This window comes from Bacillus sp. AFS023182 (genome assembly GCF_002560575.1).
Classification (GTDB): Bacteria; Bacillota; Bacilli; order Bacillales; family Bacillaceae_G; genus Bacillus_A; species Bacillus_A arachidis.
This window is the reverse complement of sequence record NZ_NTRO01000011.1, coordinates 57819-72778: the sequence shown is the minus strand read 5'-3', so window position 1 is coordinate 72778 and position 14960 is coordinate 57819. Positions and strand designations below refer to the sequence as shown.

Annotated in this window: 15 protein-coding genes and 1 pseudogene; 10 read left to right on the top strand and 6 right to left on the bottom strand. The window is 34.4% G+C overall.

Annotation, left to right across the window (positions count from 1 at the left end):
• Position 1: 1 nt before the first annotated feature.
• Together CN288_RS06355 and CN288_RS06350 are read right to left on the bottom strand one after the other, a co-directional pair.
• Positions 2-1081, bottom strand: a complete 1080-nt coding sequence (locus tag CN288_RS06355; protein WP_026591582.1) for a DUF3900 domain-containing protein — start codon at positions 1079-1081, stop codon at positions 2-4.
• Between the two features lie 160 nt (positions 1082-1241).
• A complete protein-coding gene (locus CN288_RS06350; RefSeq protein ID WP_098301988.1) occupies positions 1242-1571 on the bottom strand; it encodes a hypothetical protein in 330 nt (109 codons plus the stop codon).
• A gap of 404 nt (positions 1572-1975) precedes the next feature.
• On the opposite strand from CN288_RS06350, the gene CN288_RS06345 reads away from it, so the two are divergent.
• Entirely contained in the window at positions 1976-2887 is a 912-nt protein-coding gene (locus tag CN288_RS06345) for a VanW family protein (protein ID WP_026591580.1), read from the top strand.
• Positions 2888-3061: 174 nt separating this feature from the next.
• Here CN288_RS06345 and CN288_RS06340 read toward each other — a convergent pair whose 3' ends face one another.
• The 3 genes from CN288_RS06340 to CN288_RS06330 all read right to left on the bottom strand — a co-directional run bounded on the left by CN288_RS06340 (position 3062) and on the right by CN288_RS06330 (position 5186).
• A complete protein-coding gene (locus tag CN288_RS06340; RefSeq protein ID WP_026591579.1) occupies positions 3062-3514 on the bottom strand; it encodes a DinB family protein in 453 nt (150 codons plus the stop codon).
• 34 nt (positions 3515-3548) lie between these two features.
• Positions 3549-4067 carry a GNAT family N-acetyltransferase gene (locus CN288_RS06335; protein WP_026591578.1) on the bottom strand — a complete coding sequence of 173 codons (519 nt, stop codon included), beginning with the start codon at positions 4065-4067 and terminating at the stop codon, positions 3549-3551.
• Positions 4068-4571: 504 nt separating this feature from the next.
• The gene (locus tag CN288_RS06330) at positions 4572-5186 is read right to left on the bottom strand and encodes a TetR/AcrR family transcriptional regulator (RefSeq protein WP_026591577.1); all 615 of its coding nucleotides are present in this window, start codon (positions 5184-5186) and stop codon (positions 4572-4574) included.
• A 205-nt stretch (positions 5187-5391) separates the two neighbouring features.
• Here CN288_RS06330 and CN288_RS06325 point away from each other — a divergent pair, with 205 nt between their 5' ends.
• The 8 genes and pseudogenes from CN288_RS06325 to CN288_RS06290 all read left to right on the top strand — a co-directional run bounded on the left by CN288_RS06325 (position 5392) and on the right by CN288_RS06290 (position 12445).
• Positions 5392-6573, top strand: a complete 1182-nt coding sequence (locus CN288_RS06325; RefSeq protein ID WP_026591576.1) for a YhgE/Pip domain-containing protein — start codon at positions 5392-5394, stop codon at positions 6571-6573.
• A gap of 212 nt (positions 6574-6785) precedes the next feature.
• A complete protein-coding gene (locus tag CN288_RS06320) occupies positions 6786-8318 on the top strand; it encodes a cardiolipin synthase (protein ID WP_098301987.1) in 1533 nt (510 codons plus the stop codon).
• A 461-nt stretch (positions 8319-8779) separates the two neighbouring features.
• Positions 8780-9235: a MarR family winged helix-turn-helix transcriptional regulator gene (locus tag CN288_RS06315; protein ID WP_026591574.1), complete on the top strand. Its 456-nt coding sequence runs from the start codon at positions 8780-8782 to the stop codon at positions 9233-9235.
• A 111-nt stretch (positions 9236-9346) separates the two neighbouring features.
• Positions 9347-9880, top strand: coding sequence for a CDP-diacylglycerol--serine O-phosphatidyltransferase (gene pssA, locus CN288_RS06310; protein WP_026591573.1), 534 nt, complete (start codon positions 9347-9349; stop codon positions 9878-9880).
• Positions 9871-10359, top strand: a complete 489-nt coding sequence (locus CN288_RS06305; protein ID WP_026591572.1) for a DedA family protein — start codon at positions 9871-9873, stop codon at positions 10357-10359. Before pssA ends, CN288_RS06305 begins: the two co-directional genes overlap by 10 nt.
• 377 nt (positions 10360-10736) lie before the next feature.
• On the top strand, positions 10737-11108 hold the full coding sequence (locus CN288_RS06300) for an ATP synthase subunit I (protein WP_026591571.1): 372 nt from the start codon (positions 10737-10739) through the stop codon (positions 11106-11108).
• A 110-nt stretch (positions 11109-11218) separates the two neighbouring features.
• Positions 11219-11345: pseudogene (locus CN288_RS06295) on the top strand (protein-tyrosine phosphatase family protein); the annotation flags it as partial.
• 314 nt (positions 11346-11659) lie between these two features.
• Positions 11660-12445, top strand: coding sequence for a TrmB family transcriptional regulator (locus tag CN288_RS06290; protein WP_026591570.1), 786 nt, complete (start codon positions 11660-11662; stop codon positions 12443-12445).
• Positions 12446-12685: 240 nt separating this feature from the next.
• Here CN288_RS06290 and CN288_RS06280 read toward each other — a convergent pair whose 3' ends face one another.
• The gene (locus tag CN288_RS06280; protein ID WP_035414814.1) at positions 12686-13210 is read right to left on the bottom strand and encodes a CbrC family protein; all 525 of its coding nucleotides are present in this window, start codon (positions 13208-13210) and stop codon (positions 12686-12688) included.
• A gap of 286 nt (positions 13211-13496) precedes the next feature.
• On the opposite strand from CN288_RS06280, the gene CN288_RS06275 reads away from it, so the two are divergent.
• On the top strand, positions 13497-14882 hold the full coding sequence (locus CN288_RS06275; protein WP_026591567.1) for an FAD-binding oxidoreductase: 1386 nt from the start codon (positions 13497-13499) through the stop codon (positions 14880-14882).
• Positions 14883-14960: the final 78 nt, after the last annotated feature.

Genomic DNA, 14960 nt, shown 5'->3' with positions numbered 1-14960 from the left:
TTTAATATTGATTGGGGTTGGAAGCTTTTTTCTCAATCCTTTCAATCACATCCTGCAACTCATCTGGCTTCAAAAATTCAATAGGAGAGAATCCCTTCTCAAATGTAAGTGTATCCGCTTCAATCATGAGTACATACCTATCGTTTACCTTCGCAATATGGATCTGATCCCCGAAATCTGCAAGTAAGGCCTTCACAGAAATATGATCTGCTTTTACTTTCAGTTCAACCTCAGGGGCATGCTCGACGATTTGCGCTGTGGCTTCCAGTACTTCTTCCGTTGAAAACTGTTCCATAATTTCACGCTTCGGACTTGCAGCCCATACTTCCATTGCTTGGTCAAATTGCTCGCGTTCTTCTGTGCCTTCTTCAAATACATCTTCGATTTGGTCATATACCATATCCATAACTTGTGTTTTCATAATTTCAGGCATGGAACGTTCGTATTCTACGAATTTTAAGAAATCCTCAAAGTAGCGGGCGTGTGATGCTTGGTGTATTTTTAGTTCGCCTACTTCTACCATGCCTTCTTCCGGCATATATGGGTATTGAATGGATTTCATATTTTTTGTTGTAATTGCCATTTCCACGTTATGAATAAGTGTTGCTTCATCAGAAATGGAAGCAACTTTTGGCTCGAAGTCACACTTCATAACGAATACGAACGGGTCGTCAAAGTATTTACGTAATTTTGCCTGAGCAACTAAAAATACACCACCACGTACTGCGCTTGTATCGATATATGTATAAACGAGAGGTTCGCTCATATCTTTGAAATTCTCTTTCGTTTCTGCAAATCGGATACGATTAAATAAATTATAATGAGGATTGGAATCGAATTCGTGCCCAGCTTCTACAATAAATCGACCGATCTTTGTTGGGGCTTGTTCGGTTTTTGCATGGCGTTCTACTTTACGTTTAGATATTTTTAATAATTCACCATCTAAGAATTCTTTTAAAGGGCTATCTTCATATTCTTCAGCATCTAACGTTTGGAAATGCTTATATCGCTTATCTGCTTGTTCACCTTTTCCTTCTACTTGTACGACATAGAAAGAAAGGAAATTTATTTCAAAATCCATATTTATCACCTTGTTTCATTTCATTGACTCTTATCAGTATAGAGATGGAGAAAACTTTCGTCAATTTAATAAGAGAAAACGAATATTGGAGAACTACTACCTATTAATTGGGGCTATAGGGAAGGAGCCTCCTTCCCTATAGTTTTTTTTATTTTATTAATTAGAATCCATCTTCAAGTGCTGAAAATGGAATATTTAGTCGGTTCTCTACAGTACGTAAACGTTGATTTAATCGATTAAGTCTACGTATATGGCGTTCTACTGTGTTTTGAAGTTGATTTACTTGACGATTTAATTGATTTACGCGTTGCTCTAGCTCATTTACTCGTCTTTCTAACTGACGGCCACCAGTACCTGGGAATGAAATTGGAATTTGAAATTGTCTGTTTGGATCATATGGATCAATTTGTTCAGTTTGTTCTATATATGGTTGATATTGCGTTTGTCCGTCATATTGACCTTGATAATGATAAGGGGTGTAGGGGTACATAAATATCCTCCGTTCTCTAAATTTGGTTGAATTCATCATAATGTATGTGTAAGAGCGGATGGGTGGCACGGCAAATACCTATTTTGAATGAGGTCCTTCATAAGACATATTGAAAAGGATTTTTATGAATTATTATTGATTATGAAAAAATTCTTACATATTAATTTATTAAAATTGTTTTTGAATTATCATTTGGTATATACTGGTTAAATAAGAGAGGGTTACAATCTTACAAACTTAAGTTTTTCAAGTAAATATTTGTAGACATTTCTTAAAGAAAAGAGTAATTTTAATATAGTGGAAATCAAATTGTAATATTTTAGAGTCATATTGCAAAAAACATGTAATCATATATACATAAATTTGAAAACAAAGAGTAATAGCAAAAAAAAGGAGAGAGTGTATTGTTACGTAAGGTACAAAGTATAGTAATAGGGGCACTATGTGTAAGTATAGTGAGTGGATGTGGTACAAAAGTAAGTGAAGTTTCATTAGTGAGTGGTATAGGAGAGCATACTGTAGAAGCTAAGACTGGAGTCAGTGACAGTGTGAGTTTAGTTGATCCTAGAAGTGGGAAAGAAATAAAAAATGTGAATCTAGCAAACTTAGGTTATTTTGAAGATGAAAATAAATTTAAAAAAGAAGTAACGAAGGTTGCTAAGGAAGTTGGAAAAAGCATTGATCAAAAGATGGTTCCTTCACGTATGGCAAGCAATGGAACATGGCAGGAAGGTAAGCCTTCTTATGAATTAATGGAAAAAGAACTAGTAGACAAATTAATGAATGTAGGTATGTGGGATGCCTCATATCAATTGCCGATTGTTGAGAAAAAACCAGTAGCGACACCGGCCGATGCAAGTGGTAATGGTGCAGTTTTAGGGAGATATGAAACAAATTTAGGTGGTTCTACTGGTGGTAGAATTGAAAATATTCGTTTGTCTGCAAATAGCATTAGTGGAGTTGTATTAGGAAAAGGAGATCGCTTCTCTTTTAATGCCCTGATTGGCGATACAACACCAGACAAAGGGTATCAGTTAGGAAAAGAAATTGTTGATGGAAAATTAGTAGATGGTTATGGCGGTGGTGTATGCCAAACGTCTTCTACTTTATTTAATGCAGCAGATCAAGCTGGATTAAAGATGGTGGAGAGAACAACGCATTCCAAAGAAGTAGGATATGTTCCAAAAGGCCGAGATGCTACAATTGCCTATCCATATTTAGATTTAGTATTTGAAAATACAAATGATGTACCTGTGAAGCTTTATATGAGTATAGAAGGTGGAAAGCTTATTGCTGAGGTACGTGCAGCAAGATAAGAAGTGTATTCTTGTTTCGTGCTTGATTGATAAAGGTTGCCTATTCGTAAGGGATGAAAAAATTTTCATTAATAGAAGAGCGAGCTAAGCCATTCTTTCTAGTATTTTTCTAGAAAGAGTGGCTTTTTGTATACAATTAGAAAGCAATTGAGTAGGATAAGAGTGAAATGAGATTTATTTTTTATGTTTTTTAAATATCTGATTAAGATGATGGTTCATATGATCAATATAATCTGTAACAAGCCATTCTAAAGTTACTTCTTGTTGGTCTTCTAACTTACATGTTAGTTGCCATTGTTCATTCTTTACATTGTTTAGTAATCTTATAATTTGTATGTTATTAGCTTCCCATAATTTTAGAATTTCATTTGATGAAAAAGACTGTTGATAATTATGTGTATGCACCCATAAATCTTGGTTATAGCCAGTGAGTGTAATAGCTTCCTTTGAAGTAAGAATATCAACAAAGCGTTTATGATTTACCGTACCGGAATCGCAAAGATGACCTAATATTTCTTTTTTAGACCATTTTGTTAGATTAAATTTTATGTCCATATCAGAAAGAAGTATCATTTTTTGCGAAGCAGTATGAATTATATTTTCTAATTGGGTTGCCAATGTAGACATGTGAACTCCTCCTTTGTCCTTAATAACTGGATGTTTACAGCTCAATCCAATACCTTCTTACAACATTACCGTCTTCTTCCATAAAGTCACTATCACGAAATCCTCTGTTATGCAAAATTGTTTTTTCTGAAGCGGTATTATTTTCATCGCAAACAACAAGCACTTTTGTAACACCTAATTCTTTTATTTTTTCTAACGATAAAGCTAACAATTTTGTAGCGTATCCTTTTTGTCTTGCTGAAGGGCGGATGCCATAACCAATATGTCCACCAGCATTGAATAAATGCTCTGTTAAACGGTGACGAATATTAACAACACCAACAATTTCTTTATCTTGTGTAACAAGCCAATAAGTAGAGTCAGGTACCCAGCCTTTACGGAGGTTTTTTCCTTCCGCTGCATCGAGTAACTCTTGAACCATGGCAGGTAAGTTAGAAGGATCTTTTGCAATAACCCAAGGAATCATTGTTTCACCACTATTTTTCCATTCTTGATAAAATTCTAAGTATTCTTTTTGTAAGTCAATTGTGGGTTGTACTAAGTAGACATCCATTATTATTAGACTCCTTTTATGTATTTTTTGAAATATTAAAATAATCTTAACATAATTTGGATGATAGAGAAATAAAGTACTTGCAGATATTGATGTTTCTGAATAAGAGGTGATAGAATGAAATGTTCAAAGGGTATTCATTGTTTCAATGAACATGTACATGGAGGTTTGCAAAATCAATAATTCGTATATGCAAAATTTATCTGTAATATTTCACCATGTTCATAATGTTGTAGAAAGACATGAATTCCTAAACTGAAAATTTATGAATAAACGTTTGTAAATAGACATGAAAGTATAAACTTTTTGATCGTGAGACAAGAAACTCTAAACTTTTTTAAATTATGGTGATAGGGTGGCTTGTCTACTGTGAGAACACAAGGATTTGAAACATGAAAAGACTACAAAGCTTTCTTAAAAAAGCGCTTTGCAGTCTTATAATTTCTTGTTTTATTTAATATAAACAGACAAATAAAATAAGGAGAAAAATGATGAAACGAAACTCTAGCCCTCATTAAATAAAGTAAAACCAATTGCACACAAGGGTCCTTTAGTCAAAAGCTTCACTAATTGTTGTGCAGTATATTTTGGTGAATATTTCATGTCATTTTGAAGCCACCAAATTGCCATCCCAACAACAGAGGAAGTGATGAAATGCAATACCATATCCTTTGGAATATCTAAATCATGTTCTTCAATTTTAAGCTCAATGAAATTTTGTTCAAGGTTATCCATAATAGTCCGCTGCATTTGTAGGTTAAAATCATAAATGCCATGAGGACCAAGCATGGTTTTATAAAAGTCTGCATGTTTTACCATACATTCAAATATGGATTGTAAAATTTCCTCGAATTTCGAAAGATCTATTTGATCTCCCTGTACATGGGCATATAGGACCATCTTACTTGTCAACTCTCCTAGTACCCCCTCACTAAGCTTTGTTAACAAATCTTGTTTATCCTTGTAATGCGAGTAAAATGTTGCCCGATTGATGAGTGCCTCATTTGTGATGTCTTGAATGGTAATAGCATCGTATCCCTTTTCCGCTATCAGTTTGATAAAAGCATCATATATAAATTTCTTTGTCCGAATAATCCGCAGATCCGCTTTTTTCAACATCTTATACCTCCTTGTTCGTTATTGCTGTTATAAACAACAGATTCTACCCTGTTGTTTCTTATCTTACATTTATGTCCTAAATGTAAATTGCATTGTGTAGCAAAAACGATATAATTTCATTATAAACAACATGAATTCATTATAAACTACATATTGTTCGTTATCTATCTTTTTGTTAGACGAATGCTAGGAGGAATAATTTAAAATGCTTACAGTAAAGCAATTTTTCAAACAAAAGATGGTTCTAGGTGGCTTGTTAGGTATTATGGCTGCTGTTATCATCGCTAGTTTTGCTTTTATGGGATCAACTGTTAATCCTGTTCCAAAAGACTTGCCGGTTGCCTTAGTAATACAGGATACAGGTGTGAACTTACAAGGACAAGGAAGTGTAAATATAGGAGATAAAATAAAAGAGCAAATTCTGCAAAATAAGCAAAGCACAGTTAAATGGACGTTCTTACAAACGAAAAAAGATGTATTGCAAGGGATGAAGGATAAGAAGTATTACGCTGCCATTGTGTTTCCACCAGAAATATCCCAGCAACTTGTATCGCTGACCACACCTAAGGGAAAACAAACTGAGGTACAAGTCTTGGTGAATCAAGGAATGAACTATAATGCCGCAATGGTTTCGAGCCAAATGATTGATAAGTTCATTGGAGGGATCAACGAAAATATCCGTAATACCTTGCTTGATCAGCTTTCACAAAAAAATATGACACTAACAACTGAACAGGCAAAGTTATTGGCAAGCCCATTTATTGTTAAAACGGAGTTGATTCATCCAGTTCAAGCACATACAGGTAATGGAAATATTCCTATAATGCTGACACAAATCTTATGGATTACTACTCTTATCAGTTCCTTAGTCTTATTTATAGCTGTCCAAAAGTTTACAAACGGACGTGTTACAGGAAAATCAGTCTTATCACAGATCCTTGCAGGTTCTGTTTTCGTGACAGTAATTGCAAGTTTAATCCTTTTCATTGCTCATACCATACTCGAGGTAAACATACCGAACCAAGGAGAAATTTTCTTATTGTTCCTTTTCTTTGGCTTCATGTTCTTCCTTTTGCAAAGTGCAGTACTCAACTGGATTGGGCGTGTCGGGGTACCAATATTAATGGTATTCTTCTTCTTTTCTATGCCAATCTTATCACTGGCACACGAATTTCTTCCGGATGTGACAAAACACTGGTTGTATTCTTGGACTCCTTTTAAGTACAGTGTAGAAGCATTTCGTAGCAGCTTCTTCTTTGGCGGGTACAGGATAGGCTCATATGTTCAGGTGATGGGGCTTCTTGGACTTGTATCTCTTATAATTATGGTACTGTCTGTATTCAAAAAAGATAAACAAAAAGGTTCTATATCTACTGTGTCAGTATAGAGGAAGTAAATCCATAGTCAAAAAGATACAAGGGAAATTCCTTGTATCTCTTTGGTTTTCATGAGCTCGAATTTATTAAGTCATTACATTTTATGTGAATGATATGACGGACTAGAGCAGCACCCCTGTGATTTAACACTAATAGAAATGTTAGATTACAGCTTCCATATACGAATCCTATATTTAAGACAGAATGGGTGAATTTTATCAAGATGAAAAATCCTATCGTTCAATTATTATTTGTGTTTACACTTGTCTCTATCGTGCTCTTTCTGTTAGATACATCCATTATCTCACTATACAACTTTGTCCGCGTACTATGGTATATCGCAATAGTAGGAATTTCCTTCATTATTTTTATCGAAAACCGTTCCCCACAAAGTACTTTAGCATGGTTTTTGGTATTAGCACTTTTTCCGATTGGTGGAGTACTTTTGTACTGTCTTTTTGGCCGGAGCCGCTGGAGAAGAAAAAAACATCTACGTCGTTCAGAGGAGAAAAGAAAATTATTCCGTGAGATTTTAGAAGAAAAACGCCTAGATCTATCATTCACTTCCTCATTAAGTGAGCGCTCTGCTCGTTTAACACAGGTTGTACAAAAATTCGGTGGCAGTCCTGTTGCCAATAATACCACAACAAAACTCTTAACAAATGGGGATCAAACATTTACAAACATTATACAAGCTATTGAAAATGCTACACATCATATACATATTCAATACTATATTTATCGAGCAGATGAAATTGGTACAAAAATTCGCGATGCATTAATAAAGAAAGCAAAATCTGGTGTAATTGTACGCTTTCTTTATGATGGGATTGGAAGCAATTCATTACGAAAGCGCTTCTTACAACCCATGAAAGATGCAGGAATTGAGGTTATGGCATTTGATCCTGTTCTTTCGGCATGGCGTCCACTTGAAACAGTAAATTATCGTAACCATCGTAAAATTGTTATTGTAGACGGAGAGATTGGTTTTACAGGTGGGCTCAACGTTGGCGATGAGTATCTTGGTCGTTCTAAAAAATTCCCAATTTGGCGTGACAGCCACTTACGAATAGAAGGAAAAGCATTGTACAAATTACAAGCAATATTCCTTGAGGATTGGCTCTATGCCTCTAGTGATTTAAATACTTATTCTTGGAATCAATTTATGAATACAAAATACTTTCCAGGTAAAGAAAAGTCTCATGCAGAAGGTGCTGTTCAAATTGTAGCAGGTGGGCCGAGTTCAGATGATACAAACATTCGTAATACTTTACTTGCTGTTATAGGTTCTGCTAAGAAATCAATTTGGATTGCAACACCCTACTTCATCCCGGATAAAGAAATATTAACATTACTACGTTTAAGTGCAATGGCTGGAATAGATGTCCGTATTCTATATCCAGGTAAGAGAGATAGAATCATTAGTGATCAAGCATCTCAATCATACTTCACACCTATTCTAAAAGCCGGTGCTTCAATTTACAGCTATAAAGATGGGTTTATGCACGCTAAAATTGTACTTGTAGATAATGAAATTGCAACAATTGGCACAGCAAATATGGATGTCCGTAGCTTTGAACTAAATTATGAAATCATTAGCGTACTTTATGAATCTAAGACAGTTCTTGATATTAAGCGTGATTTTGAAAAGGACTTTAATTATTCAACTGAAATTCGATGGGAATCGTTTCAGAAACGTAGTATTCAAAAACGAATAATGGAATCCCTAATGCGTCTAATTTCTCCTTTATTATAATTCTGAAAAAAGTAATCTAAACAATAAAATAGCAGTGTTTTTTCTGATCAAGAGTTAAAACATGCATTTTACAGAACAAATCTTTTAAAAAATTATTAAGCATAAAGGTAGCGTAGAAAACCTTGTAAAGGTAGGAATTGAGAAAGCTAAATATTTTTTGTGAAATTTTCATTAGCGTACGAAATTTGCGTTTTTGGTGCTAGCCCTATCGATAGACTAAGAGATCAGTATATCAATATTTCTTTTTTTGATTTATACATTTTTTCTCCTAGAAAGTTTTATTAATAATAATTGGGGCTTCTTATGTGTTACTAAAATGAATTTGTAATGAAAGTATTGATATATATTTTCCTTTACACTAACATAAAGGTGTAATATAGTTAAGTTAACTAAACTAAACTATGTGTCGAAACAAAAAACGGCGCACAATGCAATAACAGAATGGCTGGAGGAACAATACTATGACCAGATCTTATAAAGAAGTAATTAACGAAATGAATCGAGCCTACAATGAATTCTACATTTTACTATCTCAGGAGTTAAAGGATGAGTTCGGTCTTACAGGGCAGCAAGAGAGTATGATATTCTATATTAATTTAAATAAAAATACTACAGCGAACAATATTGCGACCACTTTTAATATATCTAAAAGCGCTGTTAGCCAAGTTTTATCTAAATTGGAAAAGCATAATATGATTTCGAAACAAGTAAATCCTAACAATAAACGTGAGTATTTCCTTACACTTGGTCCTAATGGTAGCAATTATATAGAACGGTTGTCTCAGCTAGATGATTTACTTATTGAGAAGTACTTCTCTAAAATTGATATCGAAGCCTTGCAGCAAATGACTGATACCTTAATTAAAATAAATAAAATTATATTGGAAGAAAAAAAGAAGACACTTGAGCCCAAATAGTAATAAAGTTTCTATGAAGCGATTTTTATTAAAAAAGTTGTATATGTTCACTGAGTTTTAATTAACTTTTTGAAACATTACTTAGTTAGTTGAAAGAGGGAAAAGCATGTTATGAGTTATATACCAAGTATTATTACGATAGCAAATTTTATCTGTGGACTTCTGGCTATTTACTCAGTTTTCGTTCACGATATTTATTTTGGAATGATTTTTATTATTACAGGTATGTTATTTGATCTGTTTGATGGCATGATTGCTCGGAAACTTGATTCTGTTTCGGAGATAGGTAGAGAATTAGACTCATTTGCGGATTTAGTTACCTTTGGTATAGCTCCGTCTATACTTGCATATAGTGTAGCTTTAAAAGATCTGCAGTCTATTGGGATGCTATGTGCACTGGCTTACAGTATTTGTGGAATGCTTCGGCTTGCTAGATTTAATATTCAACAAAGCAAGCTCCCGACGTTTATCGGAATGCCAATTCCATTTGCGGCAATGTGTCTCGTCATTTTATGCTTTTTGAATAATCCTATTCTTATAGCCCTTGGCACATGTGTACTGTCTTATTTAATGGTGAGCAAAATAAAATTCCCCCATTTTAAAAAACATATGTCAAAAAAATTGGAGTCTGAAAGATGGAATTAGTACAGCAGGTTATAGCAGACTATGGTTACCTCGCTATTTTTTTGATGCTTGTTCTTGGGATTGTAGGAATACCAATCCCTGATGAAGTCATGATGACAGTCGTAGGTTACTTTACGAATATTAATGTCCTGAATTATGAGCTTGCCATTTTAGTCAGTTTTGTAGGAGCGTTGTTGGGTATGTTGATCAGTTATATGATCGGCAAAAAGGCAGGTCGTCCTTTTATTGAGAAATATGGGAAATGGATCGGTTTGAAGGAAAAGAGAATAATTAAAGTTGAAAAGTGGATGGGGAAATATGGATCCTATTCTCTTATTTTTGGGTATTTCATTCCAGGTGTCAGACATATAACCTGTTACCTTTCGGGGATTAGCAAAATGAAGTTGAAAACTTATATTTTGTTCGCTGCTATCGGCGCATTTTTATGGTGTTTCGTTTTTATTACGTTCGGCAGGGTTATAGGAGTTATTCATGAATAAGAATGTATGAAATTATCGAAAAGATTCTAACTGGAAAAGCTAACTCTAAAATCATTTAAGACAGTTATGACGATGTTTTGCGGTTATCTCATTCTAGAGGTCACGTTATCAAAAGCGAAAACTTGTACGTTAAGGGATAACATGTTGTTTTGTACAGAAACCCCATGTTATTGAATATAGATATAAAATAAAAAGGTGACATAAAATCATCCTTTTTTTGTGTGGAAGAGAGTATCCGGCACTGGATAGAAGCGGTCAGTTCTTTATTTCACGTGACTTATATATTAGAAAAACAATAGGGATATATGTATTTTTTTAATAGTAGTAGCTGTAGTTGTTGATATGTAAATACAATGAAGCAGGTAAAGGAGCACAGCATGATTCGTATGGCACTAAGAGCATTTAATATACAAATATATTATTTGCTAGGCGCGATGTTATTAGGATGGGTTATGACGCCTTTCTCGTCCCATTTTTTAGGTGCAAGCATTGGCTTGCTTGTTAGTATGTATTGTGTTTGGATTTTAGGAAGGCGTATTGAAAAGTTTGGAGATAGCATTGTAAAAAAAGTAAAAGCACCAACGCTTGGTATGATGAATCGGTTTGCAGCAGCGATACTCGGTGCGATTATTATGTATGAGATTGAACATCATAGTGTCATGTGGACATTTGCTGCTGGAATTATGGGTGGTTATTTCTTAATTGTGATTAATTTAGGATATTATAGCATGAAAGATGCGAAGAAATAGATTAGCATAAAACCTTTTTGGGTCCACTCAAAGTAGCCACAATCTTTTCATAAACAGATTGTGGCTATTTTTTATCTAATTTGAAGCGTTTAATCGATTAGGTGAGATGGCGTAATCGCACTGGTACAGTGGTAACTGGACTATTGTTAGAATTAGGTTATGCTTCCAATGTTGGAGATGCAGAACAACAAGTAAAAGAAGTTCGTTCAGATTAATATTAAGCTGGAAATGAAGTAAGTGTTGAAACATGTATACGTATAATTCATCTAATCCCCAAAAACAAGAACTTTTGGGGATTTTTCTTTAAAGGAGTTATCTTCTTTCAAATTTATTTATTTGATTTAACCTAAGGCTACATGGGTAGAATTTTGTAAATCTATAAAATTCTAGTTTAGACTTTCTTGTTCTTGTACAAATGTTAATTAACAAGAATAAACAGATGAAATTTTGTTGATTTTCGTTTAAACTAAGGGTAATACACTTTTTAGGAGTATTGATAAATACCACTTAAGATATGCATCCCATTCAAGTGTTAAGATAGGAGGTCTCCCATGATTGATTTACTAAAAAAAATAGGTTTGTCTGATTTAGAAGCAAGGTGTTATTTGACGTTACATGAAGAGACAGAGTTGTCCGGCTATGAAGTTGCAAAACGGGTATCTGTATCAAGAACAAATGTATATGCTGCATTACGATCATTAACGGACAAAGGAGCTTGCCGTAGTATAGAAGGGGAGACAGTACTTTATAATGCTGTTCCAATTAAGCAATTAATTCGCCTTGTTCAGACTGAATTTGAACAAACTTCGAAGGCTCTTATTAATCAATTAAAAAATCCGCCTAGACCTGCATCTGCTTTTTATAATTGGCAAGGAAGCAATGCGTTAGATAATGCTGCACGTCGCGTTATTGCAAATGCAGAAACATCTATAGTTGTAGATGTTTGGTCAGAAGATTTACACCATATAGAGGAAGCGTTACTTGTAGCTGAATGTAAAGGGGTTAGTGTCATATTAATTACAATGGGAGCATGTAAAACACCTCTTAAACATGTATTCCAGCATTATAGGGACGAAGAATGGCCTGTGGATGAAAGGAAGTTTTCTATTCTCTGTGATTCTAGTTCAGCTTTAATTGGTAGTTTCAAAGGAGATATGAAGCCATCTGCATTAGAGACGAGCCATCCAGCAGTAATTGAAGTAATAAAAAACGCTTTTTACCATGATATGATGATGCAACACATTGAAGAAGATTTTGGAAAAGAATTTCAGGAGAAGTATGGTGAGAATTACCGGAAAATGTTAAGTTATTTCAAAGAGAAAGGTTTGCATGTTTAATTGGGGTGCTTTTGGAATTATTGCTGCAAATCAAGATATACATGAAGAAATGGAAAAGGAACTTCAAAATCTTTTCACATATATACAAAAGAGTCCAATACAAGTGGACTCTTTTTCGTTTTTTGATGGTAGGAAGAAGTTGTATTCATTGTTGCTTTGTATCATTATAGAAAAATGAAACGAAATGCGCTATTGGTATAAAGTATTACGATGTGAATACAGTTGTCGCACATTGATATATTAGGTGCAATCTACATGTAAACGGTGTATACCGCAGTGTAAACACTTGAAAAGATATCCTTGAAAACTACCTTGATGCCCCAATGAATACTGAAAATCTTGTAAACTAAGTCCATAATACTCCGTAAATTCAACTAAGTCTTGTTGTAATTCATTCTCTAAATGAGCGATTTCTTTCCATTCTACATATCCAATGAATGCACAAAAATCATTGCAATGTCCTAGCCAGTATTCCTGTTGCCATCCGCGATATCCAGGTGTTCTATGGATAAGTTCCTTTAATTTTTCTTCATCGTTTACTTCATCACAAGAGTATGAATCTTGAAATTCGCCATCAAATTTTTTAGCTGCATTTCCATTAGCGATACACCAAGGGCAGATGCTTTCTACATTTTCTATGGAATAGAAAGGACCACTATAAACATATTCACGTTCGTTTTTGCAAACACAACAAGTCGTAAGTTCTTTTTTTATAATCCCTAATTCTAATGAGTTCGGATTATATTTAAAGGTTGGTAATTGCACGTCTAATTCCCCCATAAATGATATTTATCCTGTATGTCTATTGTTAAATTCAGGTTAATTTGAATATAAACAAAATTTCTTGATGTTACAAACATTAACTCTGGATAATTTTAGTAATCTCCTAACAAGAAAAGAGAAATTTCGAAATTTAAATTGTTTCCGAATTAAGACTTGAATTATTTGATTTTTCAGATTACCATGTATGGAATAGTTCATCAGATGAATCATTATAAAACGATCTTAAATTGTATATCAAATCTGTAACAAAATGATGGGAGAGAATAAAATGAAAGCTGAAACTGCAAATTTGATAATTGCCTTAAAAGAGGTACTTCCTGAAACGCAAGTAGTAGTAAATGAAACGGTGAGAGAATTGCACAGTAAAGATGAATCTTATCATGCTAGTAGTTTACCAGATGTTGTCGTATTTCCAACAACGACAAAAGAGGTTAGTGAAATAATAAAACTAGCGAACAAGTACCAAGCACCCGTTGTACCATTTGGAGTAGGATCAAGTTTGGAAGGGCATGTGATTCCATATGAAAACGGGATTACAATAGATTTCTCACTTATGAATCAAGTGCTAGAGGTAAGAGAAAATGATTTTCTGGTTAAAGTTCAACCGGGTGTGACTCGTTCGCAGCTCAATAAAGAGTTGAAAAAGCATGGGTTGTTTTTTAGTGTAGACCCAGGAGCCGATGCTACGCTAGGAGGAATGGCTGCTACAAATGCAAGTGGAACGACTTCAGTAAAGTATGGTGTGATGCGTGATCAAGTTCGTGATTTAGAAGTGGTACTGGCAGATGGGACAATTATACACACAGGGACTTTAGCGGCAAAGTCATCATCTGGCTATCATTTAAATGGTATTTTCGTTGGATCAGAAGGAACACTTGGTTGTTTTACGGAATTGACATTAAAAGTGTATGGAATACCTGAGCATACGATGGCAGCAAGAGCATCTTTTCCGGCAGTAAATGATGCTGTAGAAGCTGTGATTGATATTTTACAAGCTGGCATTCCGATCGCACGGATTGAACTTGTTGATGAACTTTCAATGAAACAAGTTAATCTTTATAGTGAAACAAATTATAGAGAAGAGCCAACTTTATTTTTAGAGTTTCATGGGAATGAAGCAGGATTAAAACAGGATGTTGAATTTACAAAAGAGATTATGAAAGATCATAAATGTAATGCTATTTCATTTGAAACAGAAACGGCAGCAAGAAATAAATTATGGGAAGCAAGGCACAACTTAGCGTATGCATATGTTCATAGCCATCCAGGGAAAAAACTGATGAGTATGGACGTTTGTGTGCCAATTTCAGAGTTAGCAAATGCAATACAGTATGCCAAAGAGACTTTAGATGCAATGGGAATTGTTGGGGGAGTACTTGGACATGTCGGAGATGGGAATTTTCATGTTCTATTAATGGTGAATCCTAATGATACAGAAGAAGTGCATAAAACAGAAGCGGCAAATGAAAAAATTGTAATGTATGCTCTTGAACGCGGTGGAACATGTACAGGTGAACATGGGGTAGGAATTGGTAAACGAAAATATCAAGAAAAAGAGCATGGGGCAGCACTTCTTGTGATGAAAAATATAAAACAAGCTCTTGATCCGAAAAACATTCTGAATCCGAATAAGATCTTTAAAATGAAAGAATAGGGAATGGTTCTACTAATAACTAGTGGGGAATGAAAAAAACAACTGATTAAAGCTTCACTTTATACGAATCATGTGAAA